The 16,356-nt window shown below is 68.2% G+C and carries 19 protein-coding genes; 4 read left to right on the forward strand and 15 right to left on the reverse strand.

Annotated features, from left to right (window positions below; genetic code table 11):
• Window positions 1-586 precede the first annotated feature (586 nt).
• From ABT297_RS29635 to ABT297_RS29645, 3 genes are read right to left on the reverse strand one after another with little or no spacing between them, the layout of a single operon-like run.
• Window positions 587-1,417: an SDR family oxidoreductase gene (locus ABT297_RS29635; RefSeq protein ID WP_350555551.1), complete on the reverse strand. Its 831-nt coding sequence runs from the start codon at window positions 1,415-1,417 to the stop codon at window positions 587-589.
• Complete coding sequence (locus tag ABT297_RS29640; protein WP_350555553.1) at window positions 1,351-1,953, reverse strand: NADPH-dependent FMN reductase; 603 nt, start codon at window positions 1,951-1,953, stop codon at window positions 1,351-1,353. Before ABT297_RS29640 ends, ABT297_RS29635 begins: the two co-directional genes overlap by 67 nt.
• Window positions 1,946-3,457 (reverse strand): MDR family MFS transporter, encoded by a 1,512-nt coding sequence (locus ABT297_RS29645; RefSeq protein WP_350555555.1) that lies wholly within the window; start codon window positions 3,455-3,457, stop codon window positions 1,946-1,948. Before ABT297_RS29645 ends, ABT297_RS29640 begins: the two co-directional genes overlap by 8 nt.
• A 79-nt stretch (window positions 3,458-3,536) precedes the next feature.
• Here ABT297_RS29645 and ABT297_RS29650 point away from each other — a divergent pair, with 79 nt between their 5' ends.
• Window positions 3,537-4,280, forward strand: a complete 744-nt coding sequence (locus ABT297_RS29650; protein ID WP_350555557.1) for a TetR/AcrR family transcriptional regulator — start codon at window positions 3,537-3,539, stop codon at window positions 4,278-4,280.
• Window positions 4,281-4,540: 260 nt separating this feature from the next.
• On the opposite strand, the gene ABT297_RS29655 is transcribed toward ABT297_RS29650, so the two are convergent.
• The 5 genes from ABT297_RS29655 to ABT297_RS29675 form a co-directional block, all read right to left on the reverse strand.
• Complete coding sequence (locus ABT297_RS29655) at window positions 4,541-4,822, reverse strand: type II toxin-antitoxin system Phd/YefM family antitoxin (RefSeq protein ID WP_502885668.1); 282 nt, start codon at window positions 4,820-4,822, stop codon at window positions 4,541-4,543.
• Window positions 4,785-5,240 carry a cupin domain-containing protein gene (locus ABT297_RS29660; RefSeq protein WP_350555559.1) on the reverse strand — a complete coding sequence of 152 codons (456 nt, stop codon included), beginning with the start codon at window positions 5,238-5,240 and terminating at the stop codon, window positions 4,785-4,787. Before ABT297_RS29660 ends, ABT297_RS29655 begins: the two co-directional genes overlap by 38 nt.
• A gap of 477 nt (window positions 5,241-5,717) precedes the next feature.
• A complete protein-coding gene (locus ABT297_RS29665; RefSeq protein ID WP_350555561.1) occupies window positions 5,718-5,927 on the reverse strand; it encodes a hypothetical protein in 210 nt (69 codons plus the stop codon).
• 305 nt (window positions 5,928-6,232) lie between these two features.
• Window positions 6,233-6,871 carry a response regulator gene (locus ABT297_RS29670; RefSeq protein WP_350555563.1) on the reverse strand — a complete coding sequence of 213 codons (639 nt, stop codon included), beginning with the start codon at window positions 6,869-6,871 and terminating at the stop codon, window positions 6,233-6,235.
• Window positions 6,868-7,848 (reverse strand): sensor histidine kinase, encoded by a 981-nt coding sequence (locus ABT297_RS29675; protein ID WP_350555565.1) that lies wholly within the window; start codon window positions 7,846-7,848, stop codon window positions 6,868-6,870. The genes ABT297_RS29670 and ABT297_RS29675 overlap by 4 nt, the downstream gene beginning before the upstream one ends.
• Before the next feature lie 168 nt (window positions 7,849-8,016).
• Between ABT297_RS29675 and ABT297_RS29680 the strand changes: the two genes are divergently transcribed.
• Together ABT297_RS29680 and ABT297_RS29685 are read left to right on the forward strand one after the other, a co-directional pair.
• Window positions 8,017-8,541, forward strand: coding sequence for a hypothetical protein (locus ABT297_RS29680; RefSeq protein ID WP_350555567.1), 525 nt, complete (start codon window positions 8,017-8,019; stop codon window positions 8,539-8,541).
• The gene (locus ABT297_RS29685) at window positions 8,531-9,649 is read left to right on the forward strand and encodes an NYN domain-containing protein (protein ID WP_350555569.1); all 1,119 of its coding nucleotides are present in this window, start codon (window positions 8,531-8,533) and stop codon (window positions 9,647-9,649) included. Before ABT297_RS29680 ends, ABT297_RS29685 begins: the two co-directional genes overlap by 11 nt.
• A gap of 374 nt (window positions 9,650-10,023) precedes the next feature.
• Here the strand turns inward: ABT297_RS29685 and ABT297_RS29690 are convergent, their stop codons facing one another.
• The gene (locus ABT297_RS29690; protein ID WP_350555571.1) at window positions 10,024-10,188 is read right to left on the reverse strand and encodes a hypothetical protein; all 165 of its coding nucleotides are present in this window, start codon (window positions 10,186-10,188) and stop codon (window positions 10,024-10,026) included.
• Window positions 10,189-10,190: 2 nt separating this feature from the next.
• Between ABT297_RS29690 and ABT297_RS29695 the strand changes: the two genes are divergently transcribed.
• A complete protein-coding gene (locus ABT297_RS29695) occupies window positions 10,191-10,550 on the forward strand; it encodes a tautomerase family protein (RefSeq protein WP_350555573.1) in 360 nt (119 codons plus the stop codon).
• A 108-nt stretch (window positions 10,551-10,658) separates the two neighbouring features.
• On the opposite strand, the gene ABT297_RS29700 is transcribed toward ABT297_RS29695, so the two are convergent.
• The 6 genes from ABT297_RS29700 to ABT297_RS29725 all read right to left on the reverse strand — a co-directional run bounded on the left by ABT297_RS29700 (window position 10,659) and on the right by ABT297_RS29725 (window position 16,227).
• On the reverse strand, window positions 10,659-11,132 hold the full coding sequence (locus tag ABT297_RS29700; protein ID WP_350555575.1) for a hypothetical protein: 474 nt from the start codon (window positions 11,130-11,132) through the stop codon (window positions 10,659-10,661).
• A 681-nt stretch (window positions 11,133-11,813) separates the two neighbouring features.
• Entirely contained in the window at window positions 11,814-11,987 is a 174-nt protein-coding gene (locus ABT297_RS29705; RefSeq protein WP_350555577.1) for a hypothetical protein, read from the reverse strand.
• Between the two features lie 97 nt (window positions 11,988-12,084).
• Window positions 12,085-12,633, reverse strand: a complete 549-nt coding sequence (locus ABT297_RS29710) for a DUF1707 SHOCT-like domain-containing protein (RefSeq protein WP_350555579.1) — start codon at window positions 12,631-12,633, stop codon at window positions 12,085-12,087.
• A 115-nt stretch (window positions 12,634-12,748) separates the two neighbouring features.
• On the reverse strand, window positions 12,749-13,729 hold the full coding sequence (locus ABT297_RS29715; RefSeq protein WP_350555581.1) for a carbohydrate ABC transporter permease: 981 nt from the start codon (window positions 13,727-13,729) through the stop codon (window positions 12,749-12,751).
• A 38-nt stretch (window positions 13,730-13,767) separates the two neighbouring features.
• Window positions 13,768-14,757 carry a carbohydrate ABC transporter permease gene (locus tag ABT297_RS29720; protein WP_350555583.1) on the reverse strand — a complete coding sequence of 330 codons (990 nt, stop codon included), beginning with the start codon at window positions 14,755-14,757 and terminating at the stop codon, window positions 13,768-13,770.
• A gap of 102 nt (window positions 14,758-14,859) precedes the next feature.
• Window positions 14,860-16,227, reverse strand: coding sequence for an ABC transporter substrate-binding protein (locus ABT297_RS29725; RefSeq protein ID WP_350555585.1), 1,368 nt, complete (start codon window positions 16,225-16,227; stop codon window positions 14,860-14,862).
• Window positions 16,228-16,356: the final 129 nt, after the last annotated feature.

Raw genomic sequence — 16,356 nt, forward strand, 5'->3', positions numbered from 1 at the left:
TCGAGTACTGGAACGACCACTCGTGGGGGTTGTCGATGTAGCCGTCGAGGGTGGCGTAGGTCGAGGCGATGATCTTGCGCACGGAACTCTCCTGCAGGTATCTGGCTGGGGTCGCGGGGCTCGCTTCCGTACAGACTTCGAACAGGACAGGGCGACTTCGACAACCGGCCAACAAATTTTTTTCAAGAGCTCGACGAGCCACCCAGGACGGGGCCGACGGCGTACGGCCTCCGTCCAGCCGCTGCCGTGGGATGCACCGGAAGCACTACCTACGGTAACCGAGGCGCCACTGACCGCGGCGGACATCGTCGGCAACCAGGTCAAGGTCCTCGGCTGGCACCACTACGAGTGGGCGTTCTCCAACCGCCCGTCGAGTTTCTCCGAACGAATCGCGGCAGCCGCCTGACAGCGCCCGCGGCGGCCAAGTACGCACTGCCCTGGCGTCGCTGCGGAGTAAGTTCCAAGCCGACAGTCTTGGCGTCCAAGACTTACCGCGATCCGGGTGCGTCCGGCGCCGCACATCGGTCAACGCGAGGATGCCGTTCAGCGGGTGATGATCTCAAGCAGTACGTTGCATGCCCGCTGACTACAGCAGCGTGCCGCCTGAGGCGTCGATCCATTGGCCGGTAATCCAACGGCTGTCGCCTGAGGCGAGGAAGGCCACTGTGTCGGCGACGTCCTCGGGCGTGCCGACGCGGCCCATCGGTGACAGGGACGACAGCCAGGCCAACGCGTCGCCGACGAGCCGTCCCTGATGCATGTCGGTGTCGATGACACCGGGCGCCACAGTGTTGACGGTGATACCGCGAGGGCCGAGCTGCTTGGCGAGCATCGTGGTGAGCACATCGAGGGCTCCCTTGGACATCGCGTAGGCGATCGACCGGGGCATGGCGAAGCCGCGGGTCAGCATCGTGGAGATGTTGATGATCCGGCCGCCGTCGCGTAGTCGTGGTAGCCCGTGTTGGGTGATGAAGAACGGGGCTCGCGTGTTGACCGCGAAGACACGGTCGAAGCCGCTTTCGGTCACGCTCTGGATCTCGGCTTGATCGCCGAGGACGCCGGCGTTGTTTACGAGGATGTCCAGGCCGTCTGCCTGCGTGTCGAACACGGCCCACAGCGTTTCGGCGTCCGCGGGCACGCCGAGTTCGGCCTGAACGGTGAACGTCTGCCCGCCGGCGGCTTCGATCGCGGAGGCGGTTTCTTTCGCAGCCGCCTCGTTGTTGCCGTAGTGCACGCCGACGCGGGCGCCGTCACGGGCGAGGCGTTCGGCGATGGCCCGGCCGATTCCTCGGCTACCGCCGGTGACCAGCGCCGTCTTCCCAGCAAGTGCCGCCATTTCTGGTACGCCTTTCATCGTGCGGTGCTCAGGGCCCGGTAGGGGGAGGCGGCCCTGGCGTCCTTGAGAGCTCGTGCCCACCAGGTCACCTGCTCGAGGAGGATGTTGGCCGCGGCAGCGGGCCGCCTCGGGTCTTTGGGCTTGCCGTCGCCGTCGAACTGTTCCCACACGTTGTGGAAGCTGACCGTGTCTCGGGTGGTGACAGCGTGCAGTTCGGCGAAGACGGCCCGTAGGTGCTCCACCGCGCGCAGGCCACCGGAAACTCCGCCGTAGGAGACGAACGCCACGGGTTTGGCGTGGAACTGGGTGTTGTGCCAGTCGATGATGTTCTTTAACCCGGCGGGGTAGCTGCGGTTGTACTCCGGGGTCACCACGACGAACGCGTCGGCGGCGTCCAGGAGCGGGGTCAGTTCGTGCAGTGCCGCCAGCACCTGCGGTGGCGGCGTCATGGTCGGCGCGGCCGACCCGATCGGTACGTCGGCCAGGTCGACAAGGTCGACCAAGACGTCGTCGCGGCGCTCGGCCTCGCCGACGAACCAGTTCGCGACGGTCGGGCCGATCCGCCCATCTCGGACGCTGCCGAGAATGACGGCCAGCCGCAGTTGGTTGTCAGACATGAGTCTCCTCCAGAACGGGGGTAGAGGCGGGACGTTCCCGTAGCGGTGTCTCGCGGACGAGCCAGGCGAGCACGAACGCGACGGCGCCGAGGGCTGCGCCGGCGAAGGCGATGGCGTGGACACCGCTGCTGACCGCGGCGTGCACGGCATCCTGCGCGGCGGCTGGGAGTCGGTGGACGGCGCTGGCGGTCAGCTCACCGTCGGCGAGGATCCGGCCGGCGGCTGAGACGCCGAGGCGGCTACTGAGCGTGTCGCGTAGCTGGTTGGTGTAGAGGGCGCCGAGCCCGGCAGCGCCCAGCGAGGCGCCCATGGTGTGCCAGAGCGTGACCGAGCCGCTGGCCGCGCCGAGGTCGCGGGGCGGCGCGCTGTTGATGGTGACGATCGTCGTGCTCTGCATCAGCAGCCCAACGCCCGCGCCGCCGAAGAACGTCAGCGCCGACGCGAGCGCCAGCCCGGTGCCTGGCCCGAGGGCGAGCAGAGCGAACATCCCGCCCGCCAGTAGCGCGCCGCCGAGGATCGGGTAGGCACGGTAGCGGCCGGTGCGGCTGATGAGCTGGCCGCTGCCGATCAGCACGACGACCATGCCGAGCATCGCCGGCAGGATCAACATGCCGCTCGCGGTCGAGGATGCCCCCTTGACCAGCTGCATGTACTGGGGCAGGAACACGGCGGACACCATCATCCCGGCGCCGGCCAGCAGCCGCAGGATCTGGGCGAGGGCGAAGTTGCGGTCGCCGTACAGCCGCAGCGGGACGACCGGCTCGGCGGCACGCCGCTCGACGGCGACGAACGCCGCCAGAGCCGCGAGGCTCACGACGGCGAGCGTGACGATCGGCGCCGACAGCCAGGCGTACCGACTGCCGGCCCAGCTGGCCAGCAGGCTCAGCGCGACCAGGGCGGCGGTGAGCAGCGTCACGCCCGGGACATCGATGCGGGGCTTGATCCGTCGGAGCGCGGCCGGAACCGTGGCGGCGATGAGCAGCACGGCGACGACACCGATCGGGATGTTGACGTAGAAGGCCCACCGCCAGCTCAGATGGTCGGCGAACAAGCCGCCGAGCAGCGGGCCGGCGATGAACGCGATGGGCATCATCGTGCCGAACAGGCCCATGAGCCGGCCGCTCTGACGGGGTGGCACCAATTCGGCGATGAGCGCCAGGGCGCCCACCATCAGCCCGCCGCCGCCCAGGCCCTGTACCGCCCGGAAGCCGATGAGCTGGGTCATGTCCTGGGCAGCCCCGGACAGCCCGGACCCGAGCAGGAACAACACGATCGCTGACAGGTACGCCCGTTTGCGACCGTACAGATCGCCGAGCTTCCCCCAGATCGGGGTCGCGGCGGCCATGGCGACCAGATACGCCGTCACAACCCAGGAGAAGTATTGAAGGCCGCCCAGATCGCCCACGATCACCGGCAGCGCTGGCCCCAGCATCATCCCGTCGAGCGGAGCCGTAATCATGCCGAGGACCACCCCGACCAGGCCCACGTGTAGAGATCTACTCACGGCTCCTCCAATCGCGTACGTCGTACCCGAAATACAACGCTAGCCATTCGGGTACGATGTACGCAAGAAAGGAAGTGTGATGTCCATCGCCGAGCAACAGGTCAGCATCTGGATGCGGCCCGAGAACGTGGAGCGGTCAGGTCCAGGCCGGCGGCCCGGGTACAGCCGCGCTCAGATCACCCGGGTCGCTGTCGAGATCGCCGATGCAGAAGGCATCGACGCCACCACCATGCGCCGCATCGGCCAGGAGCTGGGCACCGGTGCCATGTCGCTGTACCGGTACGTTCCCAAGCGGGACGACCTGATCGACCTCATGCTCGATGCGGTGGTCGGCGAGATCACGCTGCCCGAGCAGGCCAGCGGGGACTGGCGGACGGACCTTTCCCTGGTGGCCCACCAGACCCGCGGGGTCGGCCTGCGCCACCCCTGGCAGGCCACGTTGGCCCGGCGCCCCACGCTCGGCCCCAACTCGTTGCGGGTCTACGACTTCGCGTTGCGCGCCCTCGACGGGTTCGGCCTGCACGTTGACGAGATGACCAGCCTCTGCGGCATGGTCGGCGACTACGTCGCCAGTGCGGTCCGCGACGAGATCGGCTGGCTGGACCACGCCCGGCACACCGGCATGGACCGCAAGCAGTGGATGGCCGAATACGTAGGACCGTACGTCCGGCACGTCGTCGAGTCCGGCGAGTACCAGATGTTCAACCGCACCATCCGCGAAGGACGGCTCTCGCACATGTCGCCTGATGCTCGCTTCCAGTACGGCCTCAACCACGTGCTCAACGGCATCGCCGCCGGCCTGCCCAACACGACGACGCGGTGAGAGCCTAGCGCCGAGACGCGCGGGCAAGCTGCTCACGGATCGACGGGATGTCGAACAGACATTGGTCGGCGGCGCTATAGCTGTCACCCCGCACGACAGCCTCTCAGCCGGCGAATCCCTGTGGCAGGCATGCTTCGGGAACGGCGCGCTGATCCATATAGGCGAATGTTAGGCCGCCGCCAGTTCGGGGGTGGCAGGTTCGGTGTCGTTTCCCTCCTTCGGGATCACGGTAGTCACGCTCCTTTGCCTCCGGCGGGGCCTCAGGGTTCCGGCCACCAGTTGCCGCGTACCGCGCCGCCGCCGTTGCGGAGCTCCTCGACAGCATCGTTGAGCCGACGGGCGTCAGCAGGGCTGGCCATGAGGTACGCCGTCTCCTTCAACGACTCGTACTCGCGCAGCGAGATGATCACCGCAGCCTCGCGGCCCGAGCGGGTTACCACGATCTCCTCGGCGTCGTCGACGACGTGATCGAGCATCTTGGCCAGGGTTTGCCTTCCCAGGCTATTACCAACACGCCTCTCGCTCGACTGTCCGGTCCAGATCCTGGCGCGGAATCGACGCCGTACGCGGTGCCAGCAGATATTCAGCGTCGCTCACATGTGCGCCCCATTCAGCGTCATCGTTGCCAGCCTCGCGGGCCGACACCATCGCAACGAACGAGTTCGGCGCGGCACCATACCAGTGCCATTCGCCGGCATAAGCGACCACCGTGTCACCGGCGCGGACCTCTATCACCGGACCGCCGCGGCGCCGCACGCGACCCACGCCGTACACAACGTGGAGCATCTGACCGTACGGGTCGCGGCGCCAGGCGGTCCGAGCGCCTGGGCTGAACTGTTCGTTGACCACCCGTAGTCGGGAAGGCTCCATAGCGACAACGTCCTCGCCGGTCCACACCACACCGCTGTAGCCGTTCTTCGGACCTGCTCGACTCTTCCATACGGCACGGATGATCTCCATTGGCTCTGAGCTCCTGACTGTTCCGCAAACGGTTACACCCTTGCTTGTGTCACCACCGGCACGAGGATTACCGCCCGGGCCCGCTATCTTCGGAGACCGGGCCGGCCCTGGCGGGTCGCAGCGAAGCCGGCCGCAAAACTGGAGCACACACCATCTGAGCGGCGCCCGAATCGCGCCTTGTAAACTGCGGGTTCGGCTCATGCCTACGCGATGAAGCGGAACCCTCACGCAACCGAGTGCCAGCGTCGGCTCGCCGGGCGGTGGGGAGCAGCGAGGGAGCAGGACGGCCGAGCAGCCGCGCCGCGTACCAACGAAAACCGACAGCCGCCAACGCCATGACCAGCCGCTTTGCCGTGATTGCCAGGCGACTGCCATTCCTGTGCCTAATTAGGGACGAAGAGTCCGTCGGTTCAATCGAGCCACGACGACCTACCATGACTCGCATGACCTCAGACGCAGAGCGTAATGCCCGCTCGTCTACTCCCTCAGGTATCCGGTGGCGGGGTCGATCTCAGCGAGAAAATTGCGGATGGCCTGTTCCATCTCAGGCAGGGGCATCGCGGAGCCGTCAGCTCTGGTGATCCCGAAGCCGTAGTCGTGCGGCCCGCTGAGCCAGTCGAAGTCGTACTCGCCGGACTTCTCAGCACGCTCACGAATGCGAAAGTCCTGCCCGTCGACCGTCATCATGATCGGATCATCCTTGGCATGGCGGGGTCTCGTATGCTCGGGCGCGACGCCCGGTTCCGGTTCGGTTGACATTCGTGCGCCCTTTCCCCTTCCGCACCGTGGTCCAGGTGGAGCTGAGCAGACCGACATCGGGCTACGTGCACGCCAAAGGTCAGGCGTCGTCGCTCAGCGAATCGTAAAGGCGTTTGCCATCACCACCCGCCGCTGGAGGCCCGCCGGGCTGGTTCCACCAGCCCGAGGACGCCTGCTGGTACGCCCACTTGAGCATGGCGTAGCGCTTGACCTTGGTGTGGATCAGCCTGTGGTCATGCCAGCGGCTCGGCCAGCCCGGCCCGCCACGCCCAAGCGGCGACGCCCACCCGATTGTGCAGCCCAAGTTTCGCCTGGATGTTGGCGATATGGGTCTTGGCCGTGCCTGCGGAGATGAACAATTCGGCGCCGATCTGGGCGTTGGTCAGCCCCTGCGCGACCAGCCGGACGATGTCGGTCTCGCGATTCGTCAGCGGATTGGGCCCGGCGGGCCGGCTGGCCACCGTCACGGCGCGCAGCAGCCGGACGGTGACCTGAGGACTGATCAGGGCATCGCCGGCCATCGCCGCTCGGACCCCCTCGACGAGCAGCGTCGGCCCCGATCGTTTGAGCAGGAAGCCGCACGCGCCGTTGCGCAGCGCGCCGTGGACGTACTCGTCGAGGTCGAAGGTGGTGACCACGACCACGCGCAGGCCCGCCTCGGTGAGCAGCCGGGTCAGTTCGAGACCGTCGACACCCGGCATCCGGATGTCGGTGAGCACGACATCCGGCCGGAGCCGGCGGGCCAGATCCAGGGCCGCGGTACCGTCGGCGGCCTCACCGACCACCCTGATGTCGGGCTGGGAGTCCAGCACGAGGCGGAAGCCGCAGCGGACGTCGGGCTGGTCGTCGGCGAGCAGGACGCGGGTGGTCACGTGACAGTCCCGGGGATCACGGCGACGACCTCCCAGTCACGGCCGCTCGACCCGGCGGCCAGGCTGCCGCCGCCGGAGACGACCTGCTCACGCAGGCCCGCCAGTCCCCGACCGCCGGAGCCCGGTCGCCGCCGCGGGGCCGCGGCGCTCGCCATGTCGTTACGCACCCGTACCTCGACACCCGAGGCGTCACCGGTGACGGACACGTCCACTCGCCTCGCCGTCGCCGCATGCCGGCGGACATTGGTCAGCGCCTCGGCCACGACCCGGTACGCCATCCCCGCGGTGTCGCGGGGCACCCCGGCCAGGTGCGGGGCTTGGACGAGCCGGACGTCGATGTCGCCGGCGGCGCGGAACCGGTCGACGAGCCCCGGCAGGTCGTCCAGCGTGGGCAGCGGCCGCACCGCCGGGCCGTCCGGTTCGTGCAGCATGTCGACCATGCGATCCATCGTGGCCAGCGCGGCCAGCCCGGCGGCCTCGATGCGTTCCAGGGCCGCACCGGCCGCCTCCGGCCGGCTCTCCGCCACGAAACGGGCCGCCTGGGCCTGAGCGACGATGCCGCTGATGTCGTGGGCGACGAAGTCGTGCAGATCGCGCGCCCATTGCAGGCGCTGCGCCTGACGGGCCTGTTCGACGTCCACGGCCCGCTGGTGGGCGGTCAGCCGCGGGTAGCCCCCGACGACGAGCGCCAGGCCCGCCGGCGCGGTCCAGACCAGCGAGGCGACAGCGCGTTCGAGCGGGGCCAGGCCGTCGGCGATCGACCACAGCCACAGCGCCGTCGCGGAGCCGGCGAGCAGGGCGGCGGGAACGATGTGCCGGTGTGGACCCCACCGCACCGCTACAGCCAGCAGCACCGCGAGGACGCCCGACACGACGGCGAGGAGATACGCCGGGCTGCCGGGGCCGGCCAGCAGGCTCGCGCACAGCGAGATGCCGCCGGCGGCCATGACGATCCAGCCGAGGTGGGCACGCAGCATGACCGAATCCTAGGCAGGCGCCGCCGTCCAACGCTCTCTGCCGATCGGCAGAGGACCGCCGGCGGACCGGCCGTAGATCGCCAGATCGGCAGATGGTTCCGCGCACCGCGACGGCCGACGCTGGTGAAGCGGCGGCCGACGTGAGCCGCCGATTCCCGAAGGAGTGGCATGTCTCGATTGATGACGCGGGCGGCGGCGCTGCTGGTCATCGCGGCGGCGGGGGCATTCGCCGGGCCGGGCAATGCGCAGGCCCATCCGGTGTCCGGCTCGGCGGTGGCCGGCGTCGGTCAGGTGACGCTCGACGAGCCCAACACGGTGGGGGACCGCGTGTGGTTCGCGATCCTGGCGGCGACCGCGGCCGACGGGTCGTCCGACGGGCGGTTCTGGTTCCGTCACCTGAGCCCGGACGGCACCCTGCGCGGCGAGGGGTGGGCCGAGGTGACATGCCTGCAGGTGACGGGCAACGTCGCGCTGTTCACCGCGGTCGTGCCGGAGGGCGTCGGAGTGGTGAAGAACCACGCCTTCTACATGAAGATCACCGACCGGGACGCGAAGCCAGACCAGGTGTCGTTCATCCAGGCGCAGAACGGGTCGGAGCGGCCACCCACGGAGTGCATCGACTTCGACGTGGTGTTCCCGGGCCAGCCCCGCTATCCGGTCCTCACCGGCGGGTACACCGTCCATGCTGGCTGAACGGGTCCGGCCCGCGTCCACCGCCGGACGGATCGCCGGACGGACGAGGTGGTGGCGGCGCTGGCCGGCCTGGTCGGGGTATGCGGCCGCCGGCTGGTCGCTGATGTACGGCTCGCTGGGCATGTACTGGACAGCCGGTGGCGGTGGATTCCCGTTCGCCCCGATCGACCAGGCTCACCGGTCGGGTTCGGTACTGGAGGGCAGCCGGTCCGAGGTGGTCGCCCCGATCATGGCCGTGCTCGGCCTGCTCGGAGCAGTCATCGCGCTGGCGATGGTCCGCGGCATCGGCTCCCGGCGCGGTGCGGTGGCGATGATCGCCGTCGGCTGGATCGCGGCGGCTGGCCTGACCCTCTTCATCCCGGACTACACGATGATCGCGCTGGTAGCGTTCGGCCCGCTGCTGCTGGTCTTCGCGTTCACCGGCGTGCCGGGCGCGCAGGACGGAATCGGCGACATCCTCTACTGGCACCGCACCAACTTGATCATATTGTTCGCCGGGGGCCTGCTGTGGACGGCGGCCACGCTGGCCTACCAGCGCCGGGTACGCGCCAGATGCCAGCACTGCGGCCGTCACGGCGCGACGGGGAGAGACCCGTCCCGGCAGACGCTGCTGCGGTGGGGTCGCTGGGCGGTGGCGGTCGCCTGCCTGGCGCCGCTGCCTTACGAGATCACCAGGGTGGCTTGGTATCTCGGGTACCCCCTCGGGATCAGCCCGGCCTTCCTGAAGATGATGCAGGACACGCCCGGCATGCTGGAAGTCGGCTTGGGCTGCGCGGTCGCGTCCGGGGTGGGCGGCATTCTCACCCACGGCCTGGTGAGCCGGTGGGGCGAGATCTACCCGCGGTGGATCTGGTTCAAGGCCGGCCAGCCGGTACCGCTCGCCCTCGCAGTCGTCCCGGCGTCCATCGTCTCCATCGTCCTCGTCCCTGCCGGGCTGATGATGCTCTGGACCGCGAACGTCCGGCACGGCTGGGCGCTGCAGATACCCAGCATCTTCTGGTTGCTCTGGAGCGCCGGCCTCGGCGGAGCGACGTACGCCTACCACCTCCGCCGTCGCAGCGCCTGCCGGCATTGCGGCCAAGGTGGTGAGCGGGATCCATCGAGGTGATACGCACCGACGCACCCGACGGATCGACGGACGCAGGTCGGCGGTCACCTCGACCGGTACCCGACCGCGGCCGGGTGCACCGAGTAGTCGCACGTAGTGGTCTCGGGCAGCCGCACCGCGTGCCGTCAGCCGATCACCGCGGTGTCGATCGGGGCAGCGGCGCCATCGCCGCACGGTTCGCGCAGATCCGGTCGGCCGGCGCGGCTCCGTCCAGGGCCCGCCGGGGGCGGACGATCGGGCGTCGCACGACTGACAGGAGGACCGCGCTGGCGTAAGGGCTCGGCTGACGCCTCTTCGAGGAAGCCGTCCGCGAGCGTCATCGAGCGAAGACCTGCCGGTGCATGCCGGCCGCAAAGCGCGCCCACCGGCTAAGGTCAACACGTGTCGATCCCCCTGCGCTGGCGCCTGCCGGACGGCGGGCCCTGGCGGTCGGCGGCGCTGACGGCCTCGTGCGTCGACACCGCCACCAGCGTGCCGGCCGGCTCGCCAGCGGCGGCTACGACGGCCTGCACCTCGGACAAGATGCTGACCGCCTGCATGGGTGCAACGAACGGGGTCTGCTCGATTTACATCGACCGGCCTTCTGCCCGGCTGTGGACAGGGCCGCTCAAGAGACGTAACCAGCACCGGAACGCCATACGGGAGAGGAACGAAGATGCCGCTCATCACCATCACGATGTTTCCTGGACGTACCGAGGATCAAAAGGCAGCCTTGTGCGATGCGGTAACTGAGGCTTTCATCCGCACCTGCGGTGGTGTTCGCGAGGGCGTATGGACAATCATCCAAGAGACACCGGCTGAGCACTGGGCAGTCGGTGGAGTGATGTGCAACCGTCGCGGTGACAAGATACACCCCACTGGCCAAGAAAATGACAACAACTCTGAGCTGAAGGGCAGCTGAGGACACGAAGGTCATCGCGCTGGTGTACCAACGGCTCACGATGCCATGGCCGGTCGCCCGCGGCGGCGCTGACCGAGGTGTTCCTGCAGGGCGCCCCCGCGCGCCGTGTCAGGCGCAGACCTTGCCCAGCGTCGTCTTCACGTTGTCGGCGGCCTTGGTCACGTTGCCCGCGTTCATCCCGTTCGAGGTGGTGTACTGCCGCAACTGGTCGAGCAGCGTCACGAGCGCGTCGTGCAGGTCAGGCTGGCTCACCTTGGCCACCTGCGGCTCGACGAGCCCGGCCCACTCCTTGACGAGCTGGTCCGCCTTCCGCATCCCCTCGGCCGCGGTCTTTTGGTCGTTGCGCTTGACCGACTCGAGCACCTTGCCCTGCACCGCGACGAACAGCGGGTAGTACTGGTCGAGCACACCCTTGACGTCCGGGCAGTCCTGCGCATTCACCGACGGCGGCACAGACGCGGCGGCCGACGTCGCTAGGGACGAAGTGGCCGCGGGCTGAGCCGTGCTCTCGTCCGGCTCGTCACCGCACCCGGCGGCCAGCATGAGCACCGCAGCGACAACGGCGAGTGCACCGCCACGCATCGAAACAGCCTCCCCGGTCAGACGCCGACAGCAGTCATATCACGCCGCGGCCCGGGCGGCGGACCGCACGGGCAACAGGAGATACACCACCCGGCGCTAGCGGCCCGAGAATCCCGCCAGGGACGACCGTGGCGACGGCGAACCACTTGCCCGCCAGCAACCGCGCCCGGCTGAGATGGCGATGACGCTTCGGCTTGACGATGAGCAGACCAACGCGCTGCGCGTTCGCGCGGAGCACGAGGGCACCTCAATGCAGGCGGTTGCGGTCAAGGCCATCGAGAGTACATCGAGCGACACAGTAAGCATGAGCTCATCGACCGCGCCTTGAATCGGGTCCTGCCCGCGTACTCGGAGGCAATCCGGCGGCTCGGCGAACGACGCTGCACCTCAGTCTTGAGGATCTGCTGTACATCGCGCAGCGCACGCTGGGCGGCGAGCCGAAGGTCCGCGACATCGGGCTGCTCAACGCCTCGTCGGCGCGGCCACAGACCTTCGTCTTCGGCTACGACGCCTACAAGCTCACCATGAGCATCGCCAGGGGTGAACTCGACGTGCCTGAAATCGCCTTGGCCTTACGTGCAGCCGGCATCTCGTAACGCGGCCCGATGGCTAACCCGACGTGAGCACGCCCCGGACGACCCGTCCGGGGCGTTACTGCGGGTGCTTGTCTCCGAAGGGCGATCAGGTGACGGGAACGTCCGGCGTCATCGGCGCGGCCGGCGCCACCGGCAGGCCGTGTCCCTCCGCGGTCGGCTCGGGCGCCGTCTGCCGACGCCGGCGCCAGGCGGCGAGGGCCGGCAGGAGGCTGTGCAACGCGGACCGCTGCGCGTCGTCGAGCACCAGACTGCGCGCCATCTCGTCGAGATTGGTACTGACGGTGTTCGGAGCATAACAGCGTTGGTCAATTCCGTCGGAGGGGCGATGTACACCCCGGGCCGAGGCTCGCGGGCCGTCAGCTCTCGGATTCCCCTTTTGCCCGGCGGCGGACCTCCCGCTCGGCCTCCTTGCGGGCCTGCTTCGCGGCCCACCGCTGGGACTCGCCGCTCATCAGGCCGGTGATCGTCTGGACCAGGAGCACGACTCCCCATGGGCCGGCGACCCAGCCGGGCCAGAAGTAGCCCAGATCGCCGGAGAGCACCGACGTGACGCCCCAGATCCCGACGCATATGGCGATGGTCCTGGCCCACGACTGCCACATGTTCGCCAGCCAGGCGCGGGTCGCGCCCGGGTAGTGACCGTCCGGACTCCGCTGCCACCGCTGGTCCACGCCGCCGAGGACGCGCGATTTCGCCGGCAGGTCGAGTGCCTGTGTGGCCGGGTCGGCCACGGGCAGATCGATCAGCAACCGGTCGAGGTCGGCATAGGTCTTGGCCGCATACGTCTCCCGGAGCCGCTCGTCGTATTCATGGAGGTTGAGCCGACCCTCGTCGAGCGCCGTGCGCAACCACTGCGCCACCCGCTCGCGGTCGGCGTCTCCGGCCCGGAGGTCACTGGTGTCCACTCAGCGAGCATGCCAGGAGCAGCGCTCGAACGCAGCCCCAGATCCGCCGCGCGGGACAGTCGACCTCGACTCCCCGGGCCCGATGGACCCGGGGAGTCGGCGAAGGGTCGCGAGCTCAGCCCTTGACGGCGCCGCCCAAGCCGGCGCTCGAGAGGAACAGGCGCTGGAAGATCAGGAAGAACACGACCGGAATGAGCGTCGCGATCGCAAGGGACGCAAGGAACACGCCCAGATCTGTCTGCTGCGCGATCGCGGGCAGGCGCACCGACAGCGGCTGCTTGGCCTGGTCCTTGAGCACGAGCAGCGGCCAGAGGAAGTCCTTCCAGCTCGCAATGGCCGCGAACACCGACACGACGCCGAGGATCGGCTTGGACATCGGCAGGACGACCGACCAGAACAGCCGGAACGAACTGGCGCCGTCGACCTTGGCCGCCTCGAACACCTCACGCGGGAGGCTGTCGAAGAACCGCGTCACGATCACGACGTTGAACGCGCTCGCGCCCGACGGCAGCCATACGGCGAAGAAGCTGTTGATGAGCGACGTGCCGACAACCGGCGGGTTGAGGACCGTGAGGTACAGCGGCACGAGGAGCACGACGGTCGGCACGAACAGGGTCGCGATCACCAGACCGTTGACGATCTTGGCCCAAGCGGGCCGCAGGACGGACAACACGTAACCGCCCGTGGTCGCGACGAGCAGCTGGACGAACCAGGAGCCGGCGGCGAGCCAGATCGTGTTGAGGAAGTACCTGCTGATGTGGACGTCGTTCCACGCCTCGCTGATGTTCTCCCAGCGCACACCGTTCGGGAAGATCGCAAGCGGCGTGCGGATGATGTCCTGCGTGGGAGTGATCGCGTACTTCGCGAGGAGCAGCATCGGCCCGATGCCGACTACGAGGAGCAGCACCAGCAGCGTCCCGTGCAGGATCTTCATGGTCACGTTGACGCGGGGATTACGCCAGTCCTGCTCGGAAACGTAGCCGCGGCCGCCGTCGAACTGGGATGCCTTGCGCTTGCGGACCGGTCGCGCACCGGCCGCACCGACCAGTCCTCCGGTCGCGCGGCCGGATCCGTCGGAGGTCGACGGGAAGGTCATGGTGGTCCTCTTCCCCTCGGGGGTGTGTTGGCCGGTCACTACTTGCTCCAGCGGGACGTGAGCTTGAAGTACACGAGCGACAGGATCGCCAGGAACGCGGCGAGCATGACGGACAGGGCCGTCGCCGCACCGTAGTTTCCGCCCAGGGAGCTGCCGAACCCGTAGTTGTAGATCATGAGAAGGATCGTCAGCGTGGCGTTCGCCGGGCCGCCACCGGTGAACAGGTAGGGCTCCAGGAACACCTGGACGGTACCGATGATCTGCAGAATGAAGGTGATGAGCAGGACGCCGCGCAGCTGCGGCATGCTCACGTGCCACACCTTCCGCCAGATGCCGGCGCCGTCGACCTCGGCGGCGTCGTACAGCTCGTCCGGAACGCTGATGAGCGCGGCCAGGTAGATGATCACGGTCCCGCCGGCCGCGGCCCACGTCGCTTCGACGACGAGCGACGGCATGGCCAGCGAGGGACTCGACAGCCAGGTGTACGGGCCGAGCCCGACCCAGCGCAGGATCGTGTTGAACACGCCGTCCGAGGAGCCGTCGTAGAAGAACTTCCACAGCAGGACGGCGACGACGGGCGGCACCACCACCGGGAGGTAGGCGAGCGCGGAGTACAGGCCCTTGCGCCGCCGGACCGAGCTGATGAGCACCGCCGTGACCAGCGGGACCGGGAAGCCGATCACGAGGGCGAGCAGCGCGAAGTAGAGGGTGTTGCGGATCGCCGTGGGCAGGTCGGGATCGGTGAGCACGTATTGGAAGTTGTGCCAGCCGACCCACTTCGGTGTCCCGACGAGGTTGGTCTTCTGGAAGCTCATGATGACCGACCGCACGATCGGCCACCACGAGAAGACTCCGAAGATGACCAGGAGCGGCAGCGCGAACACGACCGAGCTCAGCCCGCCGCGCCGGGCCCAGGTCAGTGGGTCGCGCCGGCGGAGCTGCCGGCCCCGGGGCCCGCCCGTCCCCGGCTTGTGGTTGCCCCCGGCGGCGGCGTCGCCGGTCTGCCGCAGGGTGCCCGGAGCACTCACGGCACATCACTCCTCGTCCTGGTTTCGGGGGCAGACCCCCGGTGTGGGCCGCCGGTCTACCGACGGCCCACACTTAGCGGGTTGTTGATGGTGTGGTGAGTGTCAGCCCGCGGCGTCGATGGCGCGCTGCGCCTTCGCGTTGGCGTCGTTGAGGAGCTGGTCGATGTTGGCGTCCTTGTCCGTCAGGACGGCCTGCACAACCGTGTCGAGCGCCTTGTAGACGTCCTGGGTGGCGATGGCCGGCTCGTTGACGAGCTTGGCGTCGAAGACCTTGCTGGTGAACGTGGTCATCTGGTCCAGCGGCACGTTGACGTAGGACTTGATCCAGTCCTGGTACTGCTGGTACTGCTGCTGCGTGAAGATCGGCAGCTCGGGGGTGCCCACGGGCTGCTTGCTCGCGACCTGGGTCTCCGCGTTCTTCGCGGCGGCGCCCTGGTTGGTGTACTTGCGCAGGTAGTGGAAGTCGATCCACTTGATCGCCGCGGACTTCTCGTTGTCCTTGGCCTTGCTGGAGACGGCCGCCATGGTGCCGCCGCCGAGCACGCCCGACTCACTGCCGGAGAGCGGGATCATGGTCAGACCGTACGACTTCGGGTTGATGTTGTTCGTCTGCACGAGGCTCGTGTAGACGTCCTGACCCGAGGTGTACATGCCGATCTTGCCGGCGGCGAAGGCCTGGTTGATGCCCGCCCAGTCGTAGCTGAAGTTCGCGCCCATGGAGTTGTCGGTCCAGCGCAGGTCCTTCAGGAACTGCAGCGAGGCCTTCGTGTGCTCGTTCGTGAGCGTCGCCTTCTTGCCGTCCTCAACGCGGCCGCCACGGGCGTAGGTGTCGACCGTGAGCTGCCAGCCGCCGGTGCCGTCCTTGGACATCTGGGCGAAGCCGGCCTGGTTGGTCTTCTCCGCGATGGCCTTGGCGGCCTGGCGGACCTCGTCCCAGCTGGTCGGCGGCTTGTTCGGGTCAAGGCCGGCCTGGGTGAACAGGTCGCGGTTGTAGTGCAGGCCGACCGCGTAGATGCTCTTCGCGGGGATGGCGTAGACGTGACCGTCCTGGCCCTGGCCGTACTGCAGCAGGTTCTTGTTGAACGCCGACGCGTACGACAGCTGGTTGAGGTAGGACTGCATGTCGACGATCTGCTGGTTCGCGATCAGCGTCTTCGCGTCGGTGAAGGGGATCTCGAACACCGTCGGCAGCGTGCCGCCCGCGAGGTCGGCCGCGAACGTGGTGGCCTTCCACTCGTAGTCGTGCGTCTTGACCGTGATGTTCGGGTTTTCCTTCTGGAAGTCCGTCACCTCTTGTGCGAGCGCCTGCAGCGCCTCGGGCTTGGAGCCGGGGAGCAGACCCACGACGTTGAGCTCCACCTTGGCGTTCGAGTCGCCGCTCTTGTCGTCGCTCGAGCACGCGACGAGCGTGCTGCTAAGCGCGAGCGCGCCCACGATGGCGGCTGCCATCGTGGTACGTGAGTACTTCATCGTCGCTCCTTGTTGGGGTGTGGAGGAATCCGACCCTGCATGGTGCTCATCGACGGGGATGTTTCCCATGCGGACGGTGATGCGTTTGCGGGTCGGATGGATCGGATGTAGGGATTCGTTGTGCGAGGG

Source organism: Dactylosporangium sp. NPDC000555 (genome assembly GCF_040300025.1).
GTDB lineage: Bacteria > Actinomycetota > Actinomycetes > Mycobacteriales > Micromonosporaceae > Dactylosporangium.